Source organism: Acidiplasma aeolicum (assembly GCF_001402945.1).
Lineage (GTDB): Archaea > Thermoplasmatota > Thermoplasmata > Thermoplasmatales > Thermoplasmataceae > Acidiplasma > Acidiplasma aeolicum.
This window is the reverse complement of record NZ_LKBG01000001.1, coordinates 28,688-51,578: the sequence shown is the minus strand read 5'-3', so window position 1 is coordinate 51,578 and position 22,891 is coordinate 28,688. Positions and strand designations below refer to the sequence as shown.

General features: G+C 35.8%; 20 protein-coding genes, 2 tRNA genes and 1 rRNA gene. 7 read left to right on the top strand and 16 right to left on the bottom strand.

The features are described from left to right. Positions 1-53: 53 nt before the first annotated feature. From AOG54_RS00325 to AOG54_RS00300, 6 genes are all read right to left on the bottom strand, one after another. Complete coding sequence (locus AOG54_RS00325) at positions 54-485, bottom strand: NusA-like transcription termination signal-binding factor (protein ID WP_048101732.1); 432 nt, start codon at positions 483-485, stop codon at positions 54-56. Between the two features lie 17 nt (positions 486-502). Beyond that, complete coding sequence (gene rpoA2, locus AOG54_RS00320) at positions 503-2,026, bottom strand: DNA-directed RNA polymerase subunit A'' (RefSeq protein ID WP_054963858.1); 1,524 nt, start codon at positions 2,024-2,026, stop codon at positions 503-505. Beyond that, the gene (gene rpoA1, locus AOG54_RS00315; RefSeq protein ID WP_048101734.1) at positions 2,023-4,686 is read right to left on the bottom strand and encodes a DNA-directed RNA polymerase subunit A'; all 2,664 of its coding nucleotides are present in this window, start codon (positions 4,684-4,686) and stop codon (positions 2,023-2,025) included. The genes rpoA2 and rpoA1 overlap by 4 nt, the downstream gene beginning before the upstream one ends. Then, positions 4,683-8,273, bottom strand: coding sequence for a DNA-directed RNA polymerase subunit B (locus tag AOG54_RS00310; RefSeq protein WP_048101735.1), 3,591 nt, complete (start codon positions 8,271-8,273; stop codon positions 4,683-4,685). Before AOG54_RS00310 ends, rpoA1 begins: the two co-directional genes overlap by 4 nt. Next, positions 8,274-8,534 (bottom strand): DNA-directed RNA polymerase subunit H, encoded by a 261-nt coding sequence (locus tag AOG54_RS00305; RefSeq protein ID WP_054963859.1) that lies wholly within the window; start codon positions 8,532-8,534, stop codon positions 8,274-8,276. Between the two features lie 12 nt (positions 8,535-8,546). Next, positions 8,547-8,620 (bottom strand) — tRNA-Lys (locus AOG54_RS00300). A 321-nt stretch (positions 8,621-8,941) separates the two neighbouring features. On the opposite strand from AOG54_RS00300, the gene mtnA reads away from it, so the two are divergent. Beyond that, on the top strand, positions 8,942-9,958 hold the full coding sequence (gene mtnA, locus AOG54_RS00295; protein WP_048101736.1) for an S-methyl-5-thioribose-1-phosphate isomerase: 1,017 nt from the start codon (positions 8,942-8,944) through the stop codon (positions 9,956-9,958). Here the strand turns inward: mtnA and AOG54_RS00290 are convergent. Together AOG54_RS00290 and rrf are read right to left on the bottom strand one after the other, a co-directional pair. Then, positions 9,934-11,226, bottom strand: a complete 1,293-nt coding sequence (locus AOG54_RS00290; RefSeq protein WP_048101737.1) for a tryptophan--tRNA ligase — start codon at positions 11,224-11,226, stop codon at positions 9,934-9,936. The genes mtnA and AOG54_RS00290 overlap by 25 nt on opposite strands. 44 nt (positions 11,227-11,270) lie before the next feature. Continuing rightward, a 5S ribosomal RNA gene (gene rrf / locus AOG54_RS00285) occupies positions 11,271-11,391 on the bottom strand. Positions 11,392-11,503: 112 nt separating this feature from the next. Between rrf and AOG54_RS00280 the strand changes: the two genes are divergently transcribed. Continuing rightward, entirely contained in the window at positions 11,504-12,832 is a 1,329-nt protein-coding gene (locus AOG54_RS00280) for an MFS transporter (RefSeq protein ID WP_052656774.1), read from the top strand. A 55-nt stretch (positions 12,833-12,887) separates the two neighbouring features. Here AOG54_RS00280 and AOG54_RS00275 read toward each other — a convergent pair whose 3' ends face one another. The 4 genes from AOG54_RS00275 to AOG54_RS00260 all read right to left on the bottom strand — a co-directional run bounded on the left by AOG54_RS00275 (position 12,888) and on the right by AOG54_RS00260 (position 15,004). Beyond that, positions 12,888-13,832 (bottom strand): deoxyhypusine synthase, encoded by a 945-nt coding sequence (locus AOG54_RS00275; protein WP_048101738.1) that lies wholly within the window; start codon positions 13,830-13,832, stop codon positions 12,888-12,890. Positions 13,833-13,963: 131 nt separating this feature from the next. After that, a tRNA-His gene (locus tag AOG54_RS00270) sits at positions 13,964-14,035 on the bottom strand. Between the two features lie 47 nt (positions 14,036-14,082). Continuing rightward, complete coding sequence (locus AOG54_RS00265) at positions 14,083-14,718, bottom strand: METTL5 family protein (protein ID WP_231563425.1); 636 nt, start codon at positions 14,716-14,718, stop codon at positions 14,083-14,085. Continuing rightward, the gene (locus AOG54_RS00260) at positions 14,699-15,004 is read right to left on the bottom strand and encodes a hypothetical protein (RefSeq protein ID WP_048101739.1); all 306 of its coding nucleotides are present in this window, start codon (positions 15,002-15,004) and stop codon (positions 14,699-14,701) included. The genes AOG54_RS00265 and AOG54_RS00260 overlap by 20 nt, the downstream gene beginning before the upstream one ends. A gap of 243 nt (positions 15,005-15,247) precedes the next feature. On the opposite strand from AOG54_RS00260, the gene AOG54_RS00255 reads away from it, so the two are divergent. Beyond that, on the top strand, positions 15,248-16,138 hold the full coding sequence (locus AOG54_RS00255) for a heme o synthase (RefSeq protein ID WP_048101740.1): 891 nt from the start codon (positions 15,248-15,250) through the stop codon (positions 16,136-16,138). A 63-nt stretch (positions 16,139-16,201) separates the two neighbouring features. Here AOG54_RS00255 and hemA read toward each other — a convergent pair whose 3' ends face one another. After that, the gene (gene hemA / locus AOG54_RS00250; RefSeq protein WP_048101741.1) at positions 16,202-17,410 is read right to left on the bottom strand and encodes a glutamyl-tRNA reductase; all 1,209 of its coding nucleotides are present in this window, start codon (positions 17,408-17,410) and stop codon (positions 16,202-16,204) included. Positions 17,411-17,513: 103 nt separating this feature from the next. Next, positions 17,514-18,782, bottom strand: coding sequence for a glutamate-1-semialdehyde 2,1-aminomutase (gene hemL, locus AOG54_RS00245; protein ID WP_048101742.1), 1,269 nt, complete (start codon positions 18,780-18,782; stop codon positions 17,514-17,516). 112 nt (positions 18,783-18,894) lie between these two features. Here hemL and AOG54_RS00240 point away from each other — a divergent pair, with 112 nt between their 5' ends. The 4 genes from AOG54_RS00240 (at position 18,895) to purF (ending at position 21,223) form a co-directional block, all read left to right on the top strand. Next, the gene (locus AOG54_RS00240) at positions 18,895-19,341 is read left to right on the top strand and encodes a phosphate-starvation-inducible PsiE family protein (RefSeq protein ID WP_048101743.1); all 447 of its coding nucleotides are present in this window, start codon (positions 18,895-18,897) and stop codon (positions 19,339-19,341) included. 119 nt (positions 19,342-19,460) lie between these two features. Further along, on the top strand, positions 19,461-19,712 hold the full coding sequence (locus AOG54_RS00235) for an LSM domain-containing protein (protein WP_048101852.1): 252 nt from the start codon (positions 19,461-19,463) through the stop codon (positions 19,710-19,712). A 1-nt stretch (position 19,713) separates the two neighbouring features. Beyond that, the gene (locus AOG54_RS00230; protein ID WP_048101744.1) at positions 19,714-19,878 is read left to right on the top strand and encodes a 50S ribosomal protein L37e; all 165 of its coding nucleotides are present in this window, start codon (positions 19,714-19,716) and stop codon (positions 19,876-19,878) included. After that, positions 19,826-21,223: an amidophosphoribosyltransferase gene (gene purF / locus AOG54_RS00225; protein WP_048101745.1), complete on the top strand. Its 1,398-nt coding sequence runs from the start codon at positions 19,826-19,828 to the stop codon at positions 21,221-21,223. Before AOG54_RS00230 ends, purF begins: the two co-directional genes overlap by 53 nt. On the opposite strand, the gene AOG54_RS00220 is transcribed toward purF, so the two are convergent. Both AOG54_RS00220 and AOG54_RS00215 read right to left on the bottom strand, forming a co-directional pair. After that, positions 21,220-21,927, bottom strand: coding sequence for a hypothetical protein (locus AOG54_RS00220; protein ID WP_052656779.1), 708 nt, complete (start codon positions 21,925-21,927; stop codon positions 21,220-21,222). The two genes, purF and AOG54_RS00220, sit on opposite strands and share 4 nt — an antisense overlap. Further along, positions 21,824-22,873: an RNA-guided pseudouridylation complex pseudouridine synthase subunit Cbf5 gene (locus AOG54_RS00215; protein WP_048101746.1), complete on the bottom strand. Its 1,050-nt coding sequence runs from the start codon at positions 22,871-22,873 to the stop codon at positions 21,824-21,826. The genes AOG54_RS00220 and AOG54_RS00215 overlap by 104 nt, the downstream gene beginning before the upstream one ends. Positions 22,874-22,891: the final 18 nt, after the last annotated feature.

Below are 22,891 nucleotides of genomic sequence, written 5' to 3'. Positions count from 1 at the left end.
ATCCCTCATTAATTTTACATTTCTGCTCTCCTTTCCTATAGCCCTTCCGATATTTATCTTTGCTTTATAATCACATTTTTAATCTTAAAATATCTGGCAATGGCATCCCTCATTAATTTTACATTTCTGCTCTCCTTTCCTATAGCCCTTCCGATATTTTCAGGTGCAATTGACACAAACACATTGGTTGCATTATCCTTCCAGATCAGATCTATTTCCTTGACATCGTACCTAAAAAACAGGTTATGCACAAATGTAAGAAGGTCTGGAGAATATTCGGCCATGAGTATTCTTTTATTTATTTTATCCTTTAGGTCTGTTATAATTTTTTCATGTTTTTTAAATATCTCTGCCAGCTTTCGCTCCCCAACTACGAATAATACCATCTCCTCATTTTCAAGGCATTCATAAACATTTGTTTTTGTGTAGCTTTCAAATAGCTTAATATAACCAAGCGTTGTATTATCAAGAGTTATTTCATTCATATAAATTACCCTACCATTTATTTTTTCTGCCCCTTATAGACAAGATCTATTGCACCGGTACCAAGTGTTATGGGCTGTCCAACAATAATGTTTTCCGCCACACCACTTAATGGGTCAATTTCTCCAAGAAGGCCCGCCTTAAGCAGATGCTTTGATGTAATTTCAAATGCGGCCCTGGCAAGTACACTGCTTTTTCTTCCAGATATTCCCTGCCTTCCAACTGCCCTTACAGCACCTGAGAAGGTCATCATATCAGATACAAGCATTAAATGCCGTTTATCCACGTCAAGTCCCTGCTCGCTTAATGTGTTTTCAGCCTCACGGTATATTGCATTCCTTGCAGCCTCTATTCCAAGAACGTTTTCTATCTCTATTATATCATTTGTATATGTCCTTGTTGGATCAACGCCTTCTATATTTAATACATCCTTTAGATTGGAACCCTGCGTGTATAATATCCACTCATTGCTGGAATTATCATATCTTGCTATTGCCCTCTTTATTTTTGGCACGCCCTTTATCGGTGTAACCTTTAACTGCTCCTGTAGCTGGTATAACCTCTTAAATGATTCCTGCTGTAATTTTATTAAAATTCTCTCATTATCTACCTGATTGTATATTATCCCCTTTATCTTATCAAGGGCGTTAATTACATCAGAAATATTTACAAGCCTGTCCTTACTTTTATATGCATCAAGTTTAATTGTAAGGGACATGTCTCCAACATCTGTAATAATATCCGCAACATCGATTATGGCTGTATTTTCAAGATTTTTTATGAGCTGCTTTACCTTCTCACCATCATTTTTGTATTCCTTGGTAAGATAAATTGTCATTGACGGTGTGCTTGGTATCCTTCTTGCATCGACTATTTCGATTAATCTTGGAAGGCCGAGGGTAACGTTCATTTCCACCACACCTGCAAAGTGGAATGTCCTCATAGTCATCTGTGTTCCGGGTTCACCTATGCTCTGGGCTGCGATAATGCCAACAGCCTCATATGGGTCGACCTCACGTTTTTCTATTTCCAAATTAACCCTTTTTAATAGTTTTTCATACTTATCTGGTGGTAGTTCCTTTTTATACTTTGCCAGCTTATCAACAACAGATAATGGAAAGTTATATCCACGTGCCTTAAGATCCGCAATAACATCCTCATCCTTCTCTGGAATCTTATATTCAGATTTTTCCTTATATTCAACTGTAAATTCCTCCCCTACTGCAAATGAATCAATCTCTGATTTGTTATCATTAAGTTTAAAATCTGAAATTGGTTTTTTATCTATCTTTTTAATTGAATCAATTTTTATAACAGTAACAGATGCGGGCTTCTTTTTGAATAATAAATCCTTATCTGTGTTTTCATCATACTTTTTTATCTCAGAAATTGATGTTTCATACTCAAAATTCTTTTTATCTGTGGTTATGTATCCCTTTGTTATATCTGCGGGTATATCAAAATCTATGGCATAATAACATGGAGCCTTTTTTTCTATATCTGAAATATTCTTTTTTGTATCCTTCCATAGAATTACATTCATTGTTCATCACCCAGCTCATCGTATGCTATATAATCAATATCAATGGTTTTGCCCTCATCACTGCGTGTTGGATCTATGCCATCCTCACCGTACTTAAACTGTACTATTGACCCAACAGTATCCTCAACCCTTCTTTCTGGATCTACCTTAAGATCTTCAAATGCATTAATTAATCTTCTCTGCATATATCCACTCCTTGAAGTACGTACGGCGATATCCACCAGGCCTTCCCTTCCTCCTATACTGTGGAAGAAATACTCTGTGGGACTCAACCCTGCCCTGTAGGATGATTTAATAAATCCTCTCGCATAGGCACCAAGATCATTCTCCTTGAAGTGCGGCAGGGTTCTGTTTGCATAACCTCTATTAAGCCTTCCACCTCTAACTGATTGCTGGCCAACCATACCCGCAACCTCTGCAATGTTCAGCATTTTTGCCCTGGCACCTGATCTTGCCATAATAACTGATGGGTCATTTAGACCAAGGTACGATGATGCTATTTTACCTGATTCATCCCTTACTGAACCAGTTTCACCAAGTATTTCAACCTCAAGTGTATCCTCAATTGATCTTCCAGGCATTGGCTGTAATTGTCCTGCCCTGAAAGCCTCAACTAGCTTGTCTATCTTTTCTATGGTCTCGTTTGATATTTCCTCTATCCTTGCAATTGCATCTGCAGGTATATCATAATCCTTAATTCCGGTTGAGAATCCATTAAAACTCAGGAACCCAACGGCAAGGCGTGTTACATTATCAACAAATTTGGCGGCAGCGTCAGGTCCAAACTTTCTAAATATTCTATCTACAATTACACCGGAGAATGGGCCAACAGCCTCATCATCTATTGTACCATGTATTAATTTTCCGTTGGTTATGACAACGTATGTATCCTCAGGGTCATTTTCATACTCGCATTTATCCTTGGAACCGGCACAGAGATGGCTCTTAAATTTCATATTTATGCCCTCTGGCAGTATAAGTGAGAAAATATCCCTGCCGTGATAATATTTTTTGCCATCCTTTATAACAGGATCAGGCATTTTATCTATATTTAAGTAGGATGTTATGTGTATAAATTCCTCCTCTGAGAATAATGGGTTATTATGTGTTAGGAGGAAAAGGGCTGTTATATGATCGTGTATTGCCCCTATAATTGGCCCTCCAAATCTTGGGGATAAAATCTGTTCCTGAACCTTCATTATTATTCTTGCCTCTGCCCTGGCCTCCTCACTCTGGATAACATGGAGGTTCATCTCGTCCCCGTCAAAATCTGCGTTGTAAGGTGTGCAAACAGCAAGATTAAATCTAAATGTCATTCCAGGAAGTACCCTCACTGTATGGGCCATCATTGACATTCTGTGAAGTGATGGCTGCCTGTTAAACAGGACTATATCGCCCTCGGTCATCTGGCGTTCCACTGTCCATCCTATGTCGGCCCTTTCACTGTTAATTTCAGCATTCTGATCTGTAATCTTTATTCTGCGCCCATCTGGCCTGATAAGATAATTGACTCCGGCAATGTACTTGCCGTCAGGCGTTCTTGGTGATGTCCCCCTTTTTATCCATTCCTTCATTTTGTCTATATTGAATGAGTTTATTATTACAGGAACTGTAAGCTCCCTGGCTGCTATTTCAGGTATTCCCACCTCATTAATTGATAGGAATGGCTCGGGTGATATAACAGTTCTCGATGAAAAGTTTACCCTTTTACCTGATAGATTTGCCCTGAATCTACCCTCCTTACCCTTTAATCTCTGAACAAGGGTTTTTAATGCCCTGCCAGACCTGTGCCTTGCAGGCGGTATTCCAGCAGTCTGATTGTCAAAATATGTTGTTATATGGTACTGAAGGAGGTCCCACAAATCCTCTATAATCAACTGTGGTGATCCATTATCCCTGCTTTCCCTAAGCCGCTGGGATATTCTTATTATATCAACAAGCTTATGTGTAAGATCATCCTCACTTCTCTCTCCTGTTTCCAATGTTATTGATGGCCTTACATCAATTGGTGGAACCGGTAATACTGTTAAAACCATCCATTCCGGCCTTGCTGCATCCTTATTTAGACCGTAAAATATAAGGTCATCATCCGGTATTTTTTCAAGCCTTTCCCTTATTTCCTTGGGTGTTATTTTTATTCCACCCTCCCTGAATGTTGTTGGCTTATCCAGTATTACCTTTGGGCTGTCAGCACCGCAGTGAGGGCATTTTACCCTCTGTGCTGCAACGTCAAGGATCTTCTTTAATGTTAGATCTATTATTTCAGGATCCTCTGTTTCATAATTTATTGCACTTAACTGCTTTTTATATGTTTCTATTTCCTCATCTGTTAATTTAATTCTCCCACATGATTTGCATGCAGAATCAAGCATGTTTTTAATTTCCTTAACAAAGCCAATATGTACAACAGGCATGGCAAGTTCGATATGCCCGAAATGACCGGGACATTCATCTACCCTGCCACCACATGTGGCACATTTAAGTCCTGGTTCAATAACACCCATGTGAAGATCCATTAACCCTTTTTCTATTGGGTAACCATCATCATCGTAGGTATCTGGTGTAATAACCCTAACCTGGGACATTTTTCTAATCTCCTCAGGTGAAAGTAATGCAAATTTTATTTTTTCAATTCTTTTAGAAACATTATTAAAACTCATTTCATATCACCCAGTTCAAGCCTCATGACAATTCCCATGGAGCTTAATTCATCTCTCATTAATTTAAATGCATAACTGGTCTCTATTGGATATATATTTCCTGTATTACCGCATACAGGGCATCTTAATGTACCCTTTCTGAAATCATATATTGCTATATGGCCGCATGAGGGGTTGCCGCAAACATAAAGTATTGTTCCATCACTCTGGTCCAGCAGCCTATCCTTTATAACCATTGATGCACCGTGGGCAATTAATGTATCCCTTTCCATCTCACCAAATCTGAGACCTCCCTGTCTTGATCTGCCCTCTGTGGGCTGTCTTGTTAATATCTGTATTGGCCCTCTGGATCTGGCATGGAATTTGCTTGCCACCATGTGATGAAGCTTCTGATAATAAATAACCCCTATGAATATATCAACCTTAAATTTTCTGCCAGTTATACCATCATACATTACCTCATTACCTGATTCCCTGAAACCGTATCTTTTAAGTTCCTCTCTTAGACTCTTTTCAGGCTGGCCATCGAATATTGTTGAATCTATATTCTCTCCACTCATGGTTGCAACCTTTGCGCCCATCATCTCAAGCACATGTCCAAGGGTCATTCTTGAAGGCACTGAATGAGGATTAAATAATAAATCCGGGATTATGCCATCCTCGGTAAATGGCATATCCTCCTGAGGAACAACATGGCCGATTACACCCTTCTGTCCATGCCTTGAGGCAAATTTATCTCCTGGCTGAGGTATCCTGTCGCTCCTGACCTTCACCTTAACTATCTTGCTGTTGCTTTCTGAAACCGTAAGGAATACATTGTCAACATAACCTGACTCATTTGGTCTTACCGTAACAGAGGATTCCCTCCTCCTTAAAGGCCCAAGCTTGTCGGCATTTTCCTCCTCTAGAAATCTTGGTGGTGATGTCTTTCCAACAAGAACATCGGAACCTTCAACCCTGGATTCTGGCTCTATTATACCATCCTCATCCAGATTTTTATAAAATTCTTCTGCCCTGGCGCCTATTACATCATGGCTCGGTATCTCAAATTTATCCTCCTGGCCTCCTGGATACCTCTTTTCCTCTGCTGTGTATGTTCTAAAGAATGCACTTCTTCCGAGGCCCCTTTCTATTGATGCCTTATTCATTATTATGGCATCCTGCATGTTATAACCATGATATGATAATATTGCGACAACAAAATTCTGGCCTGCAGGCTTTCTGTAATATTTTATAAAGTCCATAACCTTTGTTGTTACCAGTGGTACCTGTGGGTAGTGCAACAGGTGACCTCTCGTATCTGTTCTTATCCTGTAATTTGCGGCGGGAAGCCCTATGGATTGCTTAATCATTGCAGAGGCTATTGTAATTCTTGGAGATGAATTATGCTCAGGATATGGTATTAAGGATGCAACAACACCAAGGATCATTGATGCGTCAATTTCACAGTGTGTATGATCCTTTTCTAGAAGATTTGTGCCCTTAAACCTTGCATGACATTTATCGCATTCAAGAACAACATTATCCTCGCCAGGATTTACCCATGTTACTGAATTTCTATACAGAACCTCGCCACAGTTTGGACATTTTTCCGGGAAGCTAAATGGATAAACTGCAATGTATGCATTTTCCTCCTCCTCTGCATCAAGCCATTCAATAGCCCCAAGCTTTACCAGATCATTGACTGTATAGTCACCCATCCTTAATTTTTCAAGCATGTCCTCGTTAAGGACTGTTTTGCCATCCTTAACCACAAGCAGTGGCCTTCTTAATCTTCCACGATCGCAGTTTATAATAACCTCGTTTGTATTTCTATCATATTTTACATTAACCTCATTGGATATCTTTCCGGATCTCCTTAAATTCCTTATTGTTTCTGTTAATGTTGCAGGGTCGTCATGATAACCTATAAAGTCTCCGTTTAAATATACCCTGCCTGAGAATTCCTCCTGTGTTATTTCATAAATATCCATATTTTTCAGTTCATTATAAACTATATCAGGATCAATACCCTGGGTTACATTGATTATTAATGAGGCATTTTTAACCAGTCCACAATTCTGGCCCTCGGGTGTTTCATTGGGGCATATTCTTCCCCACTGTGTTGGATGCAAATCCCTCGCCTCAAAATGCGGCTGTGATCTGGTTAATGGCGATATAATCCTTCTAAGATGGCTTAGCGTGGCCATATTGGATGTTCTATCAAGAAGCTGTGAAACACCAGTTCTACCGCCTATCCAGTTTCCTGTGGCCATTGAATGAAGGATTTTTTGTGTTAATAGATCCTGCCTAACAGCAGGTCTAAGCCTTATTCCCCTCTTTTTATTATAGGTTTTTTCAAGCTGATATTTTAGATCCTTCATTACAGATTGAAATGCATTTCTAAAAAGCTCATCAAGAAGGTCACCGGATAATTTTATCCTTTTATTTGCATAATGATCCTTATCATCAACATTTCTTATACCAAGATTTAATTCCAAAAGTGATCTTGCCATTCTTCCAAGGTATATGCCCTTTTTAAGCCTGTCTGAAACATCTCCACCAAGATGTGGCAATAGCGCACGGTCAAGCATCTGTACGATTTTTTTATCCCTGAATTCCTTGGCCTGGCCCGCTGCAAATCTTTTTTCCAGGTATGATATGGCATCATCCTTTGTATTGACACCATTTGGTGGTAATATTTTTGGATTCTTTGCATCTTCTATGTTTGCATAAATTAATGGATCCATTCTTATATCAGAATATATGGCATTGTGTATATCAACATCCTTCTCTATTCCAAGAGCCTTCATTAAAATAACAAGTGGAACGCTGCCTGCAACTGTGGGTATTGATACATTAATAATTCCATCATTGCCCTTTTCCATTGATATTAATGCCCTGAATCCGCCTTTCTGTGAGAAAACCTTGGCAACCTCAACCTTGGAATCGTATTTCTCCTCATATTCAACAAGTATCTTGTTTGGTGCAAGATCCTCAAGTGAGACAATGACCTTTTCTGTTCCCTTTATAATGAAATATCCCCCGGGGTCTGTTGGGTCCTCATCAACATATTTTAATTTCTCCTCCCTTGTTCCGTCAATAGGGCCGTTATTTTTTTCTATATATAAATCAAGATTTTGATCGGACAGCGTGCATATTTTTGATCTTACCATGACTGGTATTTCACCAATTTTTATTGTGCTTGTATCCTTTTCAACTCCATCTTCGACAACCTTTAAGCGAAGTATAATAGGGGCCATATAATTTAGGTCCCTTAATCTTGCCTCTTGCGGTGTTATTTGATTTGATGCACCTGAGGCCTCCTTAATTTCAGGTTTATCAACCCATATTGTTGGGTCACCCACAGGTTTTCCATTCTCATCCCTTTCCCTGCCAAAATAGATTTTAATTTCACGGCCATGGGTTTTTGCTGTGTCAAGTTCTATAACACCTGGTGTGGCATCATCAGATATTTTTGTCTCATCAACAATCTGCTGCATTATATTATCCGGGTTTGTTTTTGATGCATAAAAATAATTCATGGAGTCAATCTGATAGTTTACAACACTTTCCGATTTAAAAAAAGCATCCAAAATTGGGTTCATTTATATCACACTCTTCACAATTACTCTATAATATTCATAGTAGCCTGCAGTCGGACTCTTCCGTATAATTTTAATTATTCTCCCAGGCTCTAACTTTCCATGGATTTCCTCCAGTGCCTTAACGGCAGGATCATTAATGCTTATCCTTGGGAGGTTTTCCTTTGTAACATTCAGCATTTTTAAAACTTTATATTCCTCTTCAACAGGCACCAAATGGTGTTCAGGCACTATCTCGTGCTCAAGCACATTAAACTTACTCATTTTATCACCAAACGGGTCCGAGGGGGTTTGAACCCCTGACCGCCTGGTTAAAAGCCAGACGCTCTACCTAGCTGAGCTACGGACCCATACAAAGTAGCTCGCTATAATATATTATTTATGGATATAACTTTTTGTGTATTTAACCATATCACGAAATAGTATTTTAAATTTTTACTTTTTTATGTTGATTTTTCACCGGTTATCTATTATTTTTAATTTTAATACACTTATTTATTACACCAATGAATATTATAGATATTTTATCATATTAGTATTCTGAAAATTTGTTGGTCAATTCAGGTTTTAATTTTTTAGATAATAACCTAAATAAAATTGATAAACCAGATTATTTTGCAATAAATTAAGATAATGGGCAAATTTAATATTTGATTTGATATTATCTAAACATGAAAGTTAATATTGATGGTGAAACAAAAACACTGCTTGCTGTTTGGTATGAAAATGGAGAGGTAAAGCTGATAGACCAAAGATTGATACCAGATAAAATTGAAATTTTTACCGCTAAAAATAGTGATGATATATATTATGCAATTAAAAACATGGTGGTTAGGGGTGCCCCCGCAATTGGCGTAACAGCCGCATATGGTCTTGCCATGGCCAGTAAGAATAAGGAAAATATGGATGAGGCTGTTAAGCGCATTGCATCATCTAGGCCGACAGCATATGATCTCTTTAAGGCTATTGATTATATGAAAAATAATAAATTTGCAGAATCGGCAGCAAGGAGGTATGCAATGGAAATTACAGCCAGATCAAAAAAAATAGGGGAATACGGCAATGAATTAATAAAGTCTGGTGATAAGATACTAACACACTGCAATGCTGGAGCTTTGGCCGTGGTTGACTGGGGTACTGCACTGGCACCGATGAGAATTGCACACGATAGCGGCAAAAATATTTTTGTTTACGTTGACGAGACCAGGCCCAGATTGCAGGGGGCCAGACTTACTGCATGGGAACTTCAGCAGGAGGGAATAGAACATTCAATCATAGCAGACAATGCGGCCGGATATTTCATGAAAAATAAGGATGTAAATCTTGTAATAGTTGGGGCCGATAGAATAGCGGCCAATGGTGACTTTGCAAATAAAATAGGCACATATGAAAAGGCAGTACTGGCAAGGGTAAACAACATACCATTTTATGTTGCTGCTCCAGGAAGCACATTTGATTTTTCAATCAAATCAGGTGATGAAATACCAATAGAAGAGCGTGATGAAAATGAGGTTCTAATTGTAAATGATAAGCATTTGGGCCCGGCAGAAAGCCATGCAAGAAATCCTGCATTCGATGTTACCCCACATGAATATGTAACCGCCTTTATAACTGAATATGGTTTATTTAAACCAGAGGAGCTAAAGAATCTGTATTCCATGATTCAAAGGGATTTATTCATGAGATAATCATTAATCTTTGTCATGGATTCATCCCTTTTTTCTTTTAAATCTTTTAAGAATTTTGATATATTTTCAGCAGCCTCGGCCTTGCATGAGCCACACATTCTTGCACCACCCTTGCACTCATCGTACACCCTTGTAACATATTCATTATCAGGATTATGGTAGGCATAAAGTTCAAAGACCGGGCATATATCTGGATTGCCGCCAAACTGTTTCTGTTCCTCAATAGTTTTTTTTCCTCCGGTGACCGCATTTTTTATTTTCCTTTCAGCCTCCTTTGGATCATCATTGAGTGATATCAATGAATCTGGTACAGATGAGGACATTTTTCCGCCCTTTAGACCAGTTTCAAGCTTCTGGAATGTTGCAGATGGCCCTATAAATGTCATATCATTAAAGTCCTTTTCAAGGTTTGCCAGAATGATATCGATTTTAATATCATCCTCTGGGACTGAATTTGATATTTTTATTGATCTGTATTCATAATTAATTTCGGTTTTGTATAAATTCTTTGAAAGGATTTCAACAGCCCTATCAATAAACTCATGCGGGTCATTTTTTCCCCTGATATATACTGATATTCCAGTATTTTCCTTCTTTACATTGTATATTCTGTACCGCTGGGCAAGATCGCGCATTAATCTTATATGAGGGTCCTGATCAACTCCGACAGGAACAATTGTTGGAGCAGGGCCACCGTATTTTCCTAACTGCACATGAAGTACGTCTGATGCCTGTATTATTGGGGCATTTACATGTAAAATGGATGATGAATCCTCCAGGCCATATATTGCCTTCAGTTCAGACATGTTTGTTTCGTTTGATAAAACATATGCAGTTTTCTGCATATCAAAATTTTCTGATTGAAAGTATATATTGCAGGGTTTTAATCCCATGGATATGTAATTAACAATATAATTATTTATTGCAATATTTCTTGCCTTTTCAAATGATATGCCCCTTGTTGCATATGATTCAAGGTCAGCAACTGCTATTGTAACCCTGGCACCAAGGCTTTGAAAATACATCATCTGGTCTATGGTAATCTTATTCCCCAGATGCATTTCTCCAGATGGCATTAGCCCTGTAACGGCATTAAAAGGCATTTTATTCTTTATTGCAAACTCTATATAACTTATGGATCTCTGACCAAAGATTAATCTCCTTGTAAAAAGGTAATGATTAAAAAAATTATCTGTATTTTCTATTCCAAAATCCTTTTTTAATTTTTCATAATCAAAATATTGTTTTGAACTCCAAGGGTTAATCATAAAAGGTAATAATAAGAGGGTTAATTAATTTTGTTAAATATAAATAACGACAGCGAAACATAGTTCCCATCCCCTCGCGGAAGATAGTACAGTATGAAACACACCGGGCTTCACCGTCGGGTTCGGAAAGAGACCTGGTATTTCCCCGATGTTATGGCCGTCGTCTAATAGAAATTACATGCCGGTATATAATATTTTCGCGGTAATGGATGGACAATATTACTTATATATGAGTAATTACAAAAATTTTTATATATTTACCTGTAATTAACATTTAATGATGGCGTATAACACTATTGAGGACATACCACAAACCCCCATGTTAAAGAAAATAACAATTCTATCCTCCATGGGTATAATGATGGATGGATACACACTTACTGTATTCTCATATGCCCTTCTATATTTAATAAAGGTAATGGCATTAACAAGCTATGAGATTTCAATTATGGGTATTTCATCAATTCTGGGAGTTTTTGCTGGCAGCATTATTTTTGGTAAAATGGCAGACATTTATGGCAGGAGATATATTTATGTCTACGATTTAATAGCAGTTTCCATATTTATTTTTTTAACTGGATTTTCAACAAATTACGTAAACTTTTCAATTTTTCAATTTCTTGTGGGGTTGGGTATTGGTGCTGATTATCCAATAAGCTCATCAATACAGGCCGAATTTTCTCCAAAAAAGGTAAGGGGAAAATACCTTTTAATTAACATTTTTTCATTTTCAATTGGATCAATAATTTTTTTATTTGTCGCCGTTCCATTGGTGCTTTTTACTGGTGTAAATGCATGGAGATTTATGTATATAATCGGTGCAATATTCCCCATTTTGGTATTATATTCTAGGAAAAAAATGCCAGAGAGCCCATACTGGATACAGCACAAATTTGGTAAAAATGCTGGTGAGAGGGCAAGGCTTGAAATGGAAAAATATACAGGATACAGAATAAATAAAATCCCTGAACTTGAGGTTGGTGGTTCTAAAATCAGGGACGTTTTAAAGGGGAAATATCTTGTCTATTCCATTTTTATTTCAGTTGCATGGTTTTCCTATGACATTGTTAGCTATGGCATATGGACATATTCACCCCTGATATTTTCAACAGAGATCACATCCTATTATGCAGACCTTTATATAGTGTTTACAGGTATGGCAGAATCCATACCAGTATTTATAGGATTTTTAATAGCAATATACTATGTGGATAAAATAGGCAGAAAATCTCTCCTAATAATTGGATTTTTAGGATCGTTCATTGCACTTATTATATTCTTTTTCATGAATATATACATGGTTGTTGGGTTAATTATGACCTTCAGTGCATTTGGTATTGTACATTTCTTCCATAATCTGGGGCCAAGCCCAATGACATATGCATATCCTGTAGAGATTTTCCCAACACGTATAAGGGGAACAGCAATGGGCTTTGCAACATCTGTATCAAGACTTGGTTCCATACTTGCAGTTTTTTCATTTCCAATTATTGATGCATTGTATGGTTTAAAAACAATAGTAATATACTTCGCAGTATTCGAGTTAATAGGACTTATAATTACAATTAAATACGCACCCGAAACAAAAAATAAATCCCTTACGTAAAAATTTAAATAAATATCAGAACAAATGATAATAATTTATTAAAAATAAATTAAATTTACAGGAATGGCCCAAGAAGTATTGGCAATATAACTGTAGCGTCTCCATAAATATTTACAAATTTTGCATTTTCCTTAACCTTTTTCCAGGTTATTGCCTCCTCAAGTTTTGCACCAGATAATGACCCATCATACTCCTGGGCTGTTGTTACATAAACCGCCTCATCCAGACCATCCCTGAACTGGTTCCACCATATTGTATGGTGCTTTGATATGCCGCCACCTATCATTAATGCACCTGTTTTTTTTGCATCAAATATTATGTCAGATAATTTATGCTCATCCTCCAATAAATTTATTTTAAAGTCATGGTTCATTTCATAAAATGACCAGAGCTGTGAACCAACAGAACCATCAGTAATGCCGGGAACAAATATGGGTATATCATTTTTTGCCGCGTTGTACAATATTGAGTTGTCATCGTGCATTTTAAGCCCTATTTCCCTTATGAGTTCCCAGCCTGCCCATTCCTTCTTGACCTTATAAAGCTCCTCGAGTACTGGCATTACCTTTTTTTCTATAATTTCACCGTAACTTTCGTCCGGTACAAACACATTACCAAGCCTGTTGATTCTTAAATCCCTTAATAAGGTATCACCGAAATTGAATGTACCTGCATAATAATTTGTATATGTTCTGGCTATATCATGGTCTAGTGTACCGTTTGTTGTAATTATAACATCCACCAGTTTATTTTTTACAAGCTGATTTATAATACCTCTTGTTCCTGTTGATATAATATCTGCAGGAAAGGACAGAAATGTGGTTTCATCACTTGTAAATTCTTCTTTTAGTATTTCATACCCCTCATAAATTTTTTTGGAGGTAAATCCACCACTCTTGGCAAAAATATTAATTAATTCTCCAAGGGTTGTATTTTTATTAATATGCTCATCTTTAACCGGGTCTTTTAATAGCTCATCTCTGTTTATTTGATCTGCCATATAACAATATATAAAATAAATATAAAAATATAATTAAGTCTCTTTACGTGGATTTTAATTTTAAAATATTTTAATATTACAATATTAATACCAGATAAACTATGGTTAATTTTTGCATTATATAAAAAGAGGGCCGGGACCGGGAATCGAACCCGGGTCCGGGGATCCACAGTCCCCAAGGATATCCATTACCCCACCCCGGCCATTATAAAACCATACTGGATCAGGTTTTGCTTAATATTACTTTTAGCTATATAATTTTTTCATGTTTTTTGGATTTTGCATAAATGAGCACTGATTTTATATGGTACAAATCTTTTTTATGATGCTGATAAATATGCGGAACGGCAATTTCAATTTCATTCATTCTTATTATTTCCCCACACTCTTCATATAATTTTCTTACAAAATCAAGAGATTTAAAATTATGTATTGAATATATATAATAACCTATTTCAAATGCTTTTTTAATAAAAGGCAGATCTGCATGCCGGTTTACTGACCCATATGGAGGGTTCATAATAACAGTGTCATATTCACCTGAAATGTCTGAAACATCGCGGTTTTTAAAATTTATATTTAGGCCATTCTCAATGGAGTTGCGCCTTGCAATTTCTATTGCCTCAGGGTCTATATCTACAGCGGTTACACTTGCAGCCCCAAGATATACTGATCCCATGGCAAGGATGCCATTTCCAGTTCCAAGGTCTATTACATTTTTTTGTGCTATGTTCCCATCGAAATAGGCATTCCACAAGATAAATGATGCAGTATAGGAATCAGTGGGATACTGCTCTAAATTTATTTTATAAGATGAAATTTTTTCAATATTCTGAAGAAATATTTCAAGGCTTTTCCTGGAAATGTTATTGCTGTGGGTTACCAACTGCCATCTCCACTATATTTTTTGCAATATTATATGATTCGGTTTTATCTCCACCCCTTTCGATAAGAAGCTTCTCTATCTTTCTAATGGCCCTCTGCCTCTTCCACGTTCCACTCTCATGAGCTGCCAGAACTATATATTCTGCTATTTCCCTATCAACATTAATGCCAAATCTTTCCCTTATCTTTATCTGCCATACTGGAACAAGGACCGATGGTAAATCTCTTAATGAGTTGTTTAATCTTGCCTTGTTAATTATTTTATTAATATTATCTGACTGTGACATACATATCTATTGTTAACTTATTTATAAATTTTTCATATTTTAATTATTGAAAAATAATATAACCCCACAAACACTACTTTTAAAGCCCAATACTGAATTTTGTATTTTACGTATATTTTACTTTTTATATTTATTATGAAGCCTGAGTATAACATACCGTCATTTCAATTACACATTATTTCATTTAAAATCAATAAAGTTATTTATTTAAGTTAAATATCTGGTTAATATCAAGGCGTATGGATGTCAAATAAAATTTCGATTTACATTAAATATACAAAGCCAAGAGTATGGTGGTTACTAGTTTTTACAGGATTTGCAGGTGCAATTTTGGCAGTTAAAGATTATAGTGTTGAAAATGTAATATATATTATTATAGCAACAGTTTCAGTTATGCTTGGGTCAATGGGTGCAGAGAGCCTTACAAATTACATAGATTATAACATGGATTCTGTTATGGAAAGAACAAAGGGCAGGCCATTACCAAGGGGAGAGATATCAAAGAAAGGGGCACTTTTATTCGGTTACATACTGTCAATATCCTCAATAGTAATTTTAATAATTTTTTTAAAATTTATTTCAGCATTATTTATGCTTCTTGGAATCTTTGATAACGTTGTGATTTACAGTTACTGGCTTAAAAAGATATCACCATTTAGCATAATATTTGGTGGCTTTTCCGGCGCTTTTCCTGTTTTAATTGGCTGGTATTCAATTACAAACTCATTTTCATGGCTTCCCTGGATACTGTTTATACTTGTTATGATATGGATTCCTGTTCATGTGTGGAGCCTTGCCTTCAGGTATAAGGACGATTATAAAAAGGCAAATGTCCCGATGCTTCCTGTAGTTTATTCAGATAAAACAACAGCAATTGCCATATCATTCTCATCAATACTTTTGATAGTATTCTCAATTATACCTTATTTTATAGGGATATTCAATTATATCTATCTTATTATAGTTTTAATATTATCAATACCTGTCATTTATTATTCATATTTATTTATTAAAAATAATGATAAAAATTCTTCATTTAGACTGTTTATTTATACTGCACCATATTTAACATTCATATTTCTAATTAGCCTAATATTAACCATATTGAAAATTCATCCATTTAAATTAATTTAATTATACGATTCTGGGTAATTATTAAAAATCAATGTTATAATAATATAATATCATCTATGGAAGTTAATTTTCCTCCAATAACTTTTTTAAATTGCTGCCAAGGCGTTCATTAAGCATTTTTTCATACTCATTGAGTATATATGAATACCTTTCATTATTTTTAATAAATGTTTTAACGCTGTTTGTGTATGGTGATAATATCTTATTTGTAAATGAATTCATCATCAAATTAATGTATTTTAACTGAACCTCGTTAAGGTCAACCTTTTTTGTAAGTTCATTTACTTCATCTTCCTTTACTTTTTCAGCAAATTTATAAAATATTGCTATTATATCATCTGATCTTATCTGGTTAATTTTATACTCATATAATTTAAATTCATCTTCTATTATACTTCTTGCCTTTCTTATCTCTATGTCCCTCTGTTTTCTGGTTTCTTCAGATATTTTCCCAATATCTTCAAATGAATAAATTTCGATATTTTTCCTGCCAATTTTTTCTATATTGGGGGGGTTTGAAAGATCAATTAAGATTCTTTTATCATTAATTCCTGCCAGAATCCCAGAATCTATTATGTATTTTTTTGATGATGTGGCCGTGATTATAATATCATTTTTATTTACAATACCATTTATATCGCTTAAATCTGAATAATAACATCCATATCTTATGGCAAGATCTTTTGCATGCTCTATATTTCTTCCAGCAACTGTTATTTTAATACCATTATTACCCTTTAAATAATTTAAAAGTGATTCTGCCATTTTGCCAGTACCTATTATACATAAATTATGATAAGAATTATATTTATTTTCTATAATATCGGTGGCAATGGCTGCCATTGAGGTTTTTCCATGTGCTATATTCGTTTGGGTTCTTACAAGCTTTCCAATAGATAGTGCCTTCTGAAATGTAAAATCCAAAATCTTGCTCATATGCATCCTTTTTCTTGATAAATCTGCTGCGTCCTTAATCTGCCTTAGTATATCATTTTCACCAACAACCATTGATTCAAGACCGGAGGATACATTAAATAAATGAAAAACCGATTCTGGATACGAAAGTTTTATTGCACCATCAGCAGGTATTTCTTTTTGCAACTTATTTTCAAAATATATCTCTATTCTGTTACATGTTATTAGAATTACAAAGTTATCTATTGAATTTTTAATCATTAAATCCTCAAAATATTCGTACCCATTTCTAACCTGTTTATTAAACTCTTCTGGTGTATCCTTATAATTCCAGGAAACTAGGTCTATTAGGGACATACGTGTCTAATCTTAATAATTTGAAATTATATAAATTAGTTGGTAAATGAAAAATTTTAATAACTAAAAAATTTAGCCATAATTTGTTTATATATCACTTATATTAATCTCTAATGCTTTCCAGGGCCTTTGTGTATGCATCCACAGTTTTATTTAGATCTGAATCTGTATGTGCAAAGCTTATGAACTGTGTTTCAAATTGGCTTGGGGGTACATATATGCCAAGTTTTAATAATTCCATAAAGAGCCTCCTAAACTTATTTGCATCTGATGAAATGGCAGTTCTGTAATCAACAACAGGAGTTTTATTGAAAAACATTTGGAGCATTGAATATGCAACATTTATTTGGACATCCATATGCAGTTCTGATGTAATTTCTTCCAGAGCCTTTCCCAGCATGCTGGCATAGTTATTAATGTAGTTATAATCCTTATTTCTTAAAATTTCCAGTGTGGCTATCCCTGCAGCGGTTGATAATGGATTTCCTGAAAATGTTCCAGCCTCATAGACATCCCCGCTTGGGCTGATCTTTTCCATGATGTCCTCACGGCCTCCGAAAAGACCTATTGGGGCTCCACCACCTATAATTTTACCCATGGTTGTAAGATCAGGTTTTATGCCAATAATGTCCTGATAACCCTTAAAGGCGAATCTGAATCCAGTAATAACCTCATCAAAAATCAAAAGGGAAGAATATTTTTCTGTGATTTCCCTGAGAGATTTTAAAAAGTCATTTTTTGGACTTACAACGCCTATGTTTCCAAGTACAGGTTCTGTTATAACACATGCTATATCATTGCCGTACTGTTTAAATAATGTCTCTATACTTTCAATGTCGTTATACTGTCCAACCAGAACAGTCTTTGAAACCTCTTCTGGAACGCCGGCAGATGATGGGACGCCGAATGTTATATTTCCACTTCCAGATTTAATCAATGCATAATCATGTGCACCATGATATCCACCCTCCATCTTTACTATAAGCTTTCTGCCGGTAAACCCCCTGGCAAGCCTTATAGCATGCATTGTTGCCTCTGTTCCAGAGTTGGTAAACCTCATCATTTTTATCGATCCTACCGCATTCCGTATAATCTCTCCAAGCTTTACCTCATTTTCGGTAAGTGAGCCAAAAAGTATGCCTGAATCCACCTGATTTTTTATCTTTTCTGCTACAGTTTTATTGGCATGGCCAAGTATCATGGGGCCAAATGCAAGGGAATAGTCAATATATTCGTGATTTTCAACATCATAAATTTTGGACCCATATCCATGTTTAAATATTACAGGGACTGGCTTATAGTAACGCACCGGTGAATTGACACCCATTGGAAATAAGGTTTGTGCCTCCTTAAATAATTCCTCAGAATTCATTATTGTTAATACCTTTTAAGAATTTAGAATTTTTCAATTAAAAATTCCCTACATATTTTTACTAAATTGATTTAGAAAAATAATTAAATAAATCTATATGATGCAATTTTACATGAACTATAGATTTGAAAATCTGGATAAAAAGCTTATTAATGCGATTACAGTTTTGTTAAAAATTCTTCTTCTGGCGGCATTTATTGCTGTAATAGTTTACATGATCATTGCAATATATAACAGTGTTTTGTATTATAAAGGCAGCGGGGAGAACATTTTATATACATTCATAGATATAATAGTTGAAAATTCCCTTTTAGCGGTTGTTATTTTTGAGATATATGAAAGTGTATCAGACTTTTTTGATGGTACAGGCAAAACAGTACAGTATATCTTAAATGCAGCCATCTCGTTTTCAGCAAGGGAAATATTATTAATAATTTTTCAGGCCAAATTTTCTTCCGCAATAGAATTTAATGAGATTATATCAATTTCAGTTTTAATTGTGGCACTTTCATTTTCAAGCTTTATAATATCAAGACAAAATATTAAAAAAACCCAATAGATTTTTTAAAATAGATAACCAATAATATATATAATTAAACATAAATTATATAAGTTTCATAAAAGTTATTATATCATTTCTATATTACGTTGTAATTAATAATTTGGATGGTGAAAATAATGGCAAATAATAAACCAGGATTCATTGCGAGACCCATGGATACATTAAAAAATTCACTTGAGAAAAACATTATGATAGATGTTAAGGGATCCAGAAGCTATTCAGGGATACTTGAAGGGTATGATATATACATGAACTTGGTACTTAAAAATGTATCAGAAACAATTAATGGAGAGAATAAGGGTGTGTTTGATAAGATGCTTTTAAGAGGTGACAATATAATATTTATATCACCATCAGGAGGAGATTAAAATGAGCAATGGTACAGCAGCAATGGGAAAAATGAATAATAAAAAAATGCACATACGTTGCAGAAGGTGCGGCCATAACAGTTATAATATAAGGCAAAAAAGGTGTTCCTACTGTGGATTCCCATCACCCAGAATCAGACACTACAACTGGGCAAAAGCCAAGTGAAGAATGTGCCGTGGTTGGATACTACGGTAATAATGCCTTTATAAATATTTTGTTTGGATTAAAGGCCCTTCAGCATAGAGGCCAGGAAAGTTCAGGAATGGCCACCTATGATGGAAGTATACATATAAACAAGGGCATGGGACTTGTATCAGAGGTTTTTAAATCGTCGTCTTTGCCTGGTAATATAGGAATAGGCCATAACAGGTATTCTACCTCAGGTTCCAAGGGAATTGAAAATGCTGGTCCTTTTGTTATTTCCAGTTCTCTTGGTTATATAGGGATATCACACAATGGTGAGATAACCAATGCACATGATCTCAGGGAGGAACTTAAAAAAAATGGATATATATTCACAAGCTCCAGCGATACTGAGGTAATGCTCATTTTAATGGCCAGTGAGATAAATAAATATGGAATATATGATGGAATTAAAAAGGCCATGTTTAAACTTAAAGGTTCATATGCAGCGGCCATACTAATTAATAATACATTATATGCTTTAAGAGACCCCAGGGGATACAGGCCTTTGGTAATAGGAAAGAATTCTGATGGCATCATGATAGCCTCAGAGAGCGCTGCAATAGACACAGTTTCAGGTGAATTGATACGGGATGTTAAACCAGGTGAGCTTGTTGAGATAAACAATGGTGTAATTAAAAGCATATTTACCATAGAATGGCAGCATTCCCACTGTATGTTTGAGTATGTCTATTTTGCCAGGCCTGATAGCATTATAGATGGCAGGGAGGTTTTTAATGTCAGGTATAATCTGGGGAAAATACTTGCAATAGAAGAACCTGCAGTGGCTGATGTTGTAATACCTGTACCTGATTCTGGAAGGTCGCAGGCCCTGGGATATGCAGTGCAGCTTGGAATACCGTACAGTGAGGGGCTGATCAAGAATAGATATTCTGATAGAACCTTTATCATGCCTGATCAGCAAAGCAGGTATAATGCAATAAAATTAAAACTTAACCCCATAAAATCAGAGATATCAGGTAAGGATATTGTTCTTATAGATGATAGTATTGTTCGTGGAAATACAATGAAATTCATTATTAGCCTGCTTAAAAAGGATGGCGCGGGAAAAATTCATGTAAGGATAGGGTCACCTCCAATTATTGCACCCTGCTATTTTGGTGTGGATATGAAAACTAAGGATGAATTTATTGCAAACGAAAAGACAGTGGAGAACATTAAAAATGAGATAGGTGCGGATTCACTGGGGTATCTCTCAATAAACGGGCTTAAAAAGGCCATAGGCATATCAAATCTGTGTACTGGCTGCCTGACAGGCAGATATCCTGAGGAAATCCCACCGTTTGCAAAGCCAAATTATACCTAATTTTTCATTTTTTCAAGTATATAATCCCTCATGGATTGCACGTCTCCTGACCTCCCAAAATAATCCATTTTTATGGTTATGGCCATCTTATTGGCAATTATTCTTGCTATCTTTCCACGCTTTTTTACCGGAAGTGAGGAAAGGCCGGGATAATTAAAAAGTATGCCATATTTTGGTGATGGTGACCCTGTACGCATATGCTTAAAAAATGACTTTTCAGCACCCAGAATTTGTAATGTACTTGCAGGGTACTTTACAAGATTTTTTAAACCACCACTTTTCCAGAGAAATTCCAGGCATAAATCATACCCTATTAATTTTACTGTATTTGGCATGTAATTGTTTAATTTTGAATAAAGATAATCGCTTATTTTCTCCCTGAACTGGCATAACTCAATGCCCATATTTGCTATTAGCCGGTCTATATCATTTACATCGGAATTTAATAATTTATTAAAATATGCACATGGATCGTTACCGTAGTTTATGTCCATAATCATATAAATTGACAGTAATTTTTCAAGATATAAATTTATAATCTCATCAAGTTCCCTTTTAACCGAATATATTTTTATAATGTACTGGTCTCCTGAGAATTCCTCATTTATTCTTTCCTTTTCGTAAGAAAGAATTATTTCCCTTAAATCCGGTATGGTTTCTGATGGGTTTTTTTCCGTTTCCGGTATTATTCCGCTCCTTAGCATGTTCAGTATTTTTATGTAATCTTTTTCCAGGTTTATAAACCGGTATATTTTTCCGTTCCTCACCACGCCGTACCACATTATCTTTTCCACCGTTATCACTCTCCACAAGAAGCCCATCTATGTCAACAGCCTTTAGGTCATTAAGTGTATCCACAAGCATTGTTCCATAGGCTATTAATTCATTTTCCTCTGAATACACTGCCACCCTGTCCCCCTTTCTGGGGTTCCCCAGCACAGTTTTAATGCCGGGTGGGAATATATCTGATCCCTTAAGAATGTTCTTAATGGCACTCTTTTTAATTATAATTTTTGGTGTGTTCTTAAAAATAAAGTCCATACCTATAATCATATTATTAAGGTATTCGGGCTTACCAAGTTTTGACAAAATAACAGCATCACTCAAATCCTGCAGGGTGTGTGCCATATTCTCTGTGAAATCTCCAGTCGATAACCGCCTTAAATCTGCCATCTGTCCGCCTGGGCCTGCAACATAACCTATATCAGTGCATAATGTTCTTATGTAAGTACCGGATTCACATTTCACCTTAAATAAAACAAGCTTATCCTTTATTTCAAGTACATCCAATGAATATATTTCCCTTATCCTTAATTCCCTGCTTACGGCCGACCTTACTGGTGGAAGCTGGTATATCTTTCCAGTAAATTGGGAGAATACTGATCTTATATCTTTTTCTTGAAGTTCTTTATAAAATCTCATAACTGCAACATATTCCTTTGGCCTTTCATGCACTATGTCAATTAGCTTTGTGGCCTTGCCCAGGGCCATGACAAGAACCCCAGAAACATTTGGATCAAGAGTGCCTATATGGCCAACCTTTTTTTCACCGGTAATATCCCTTACCCACGAATCCACCTGATGGCTTGTTGGACCTGCCGGTTTATCTAGTACAATGAATCCATTTATACTGTTTTCAATATTTTCCATAAGTTACAGCTTTATTGA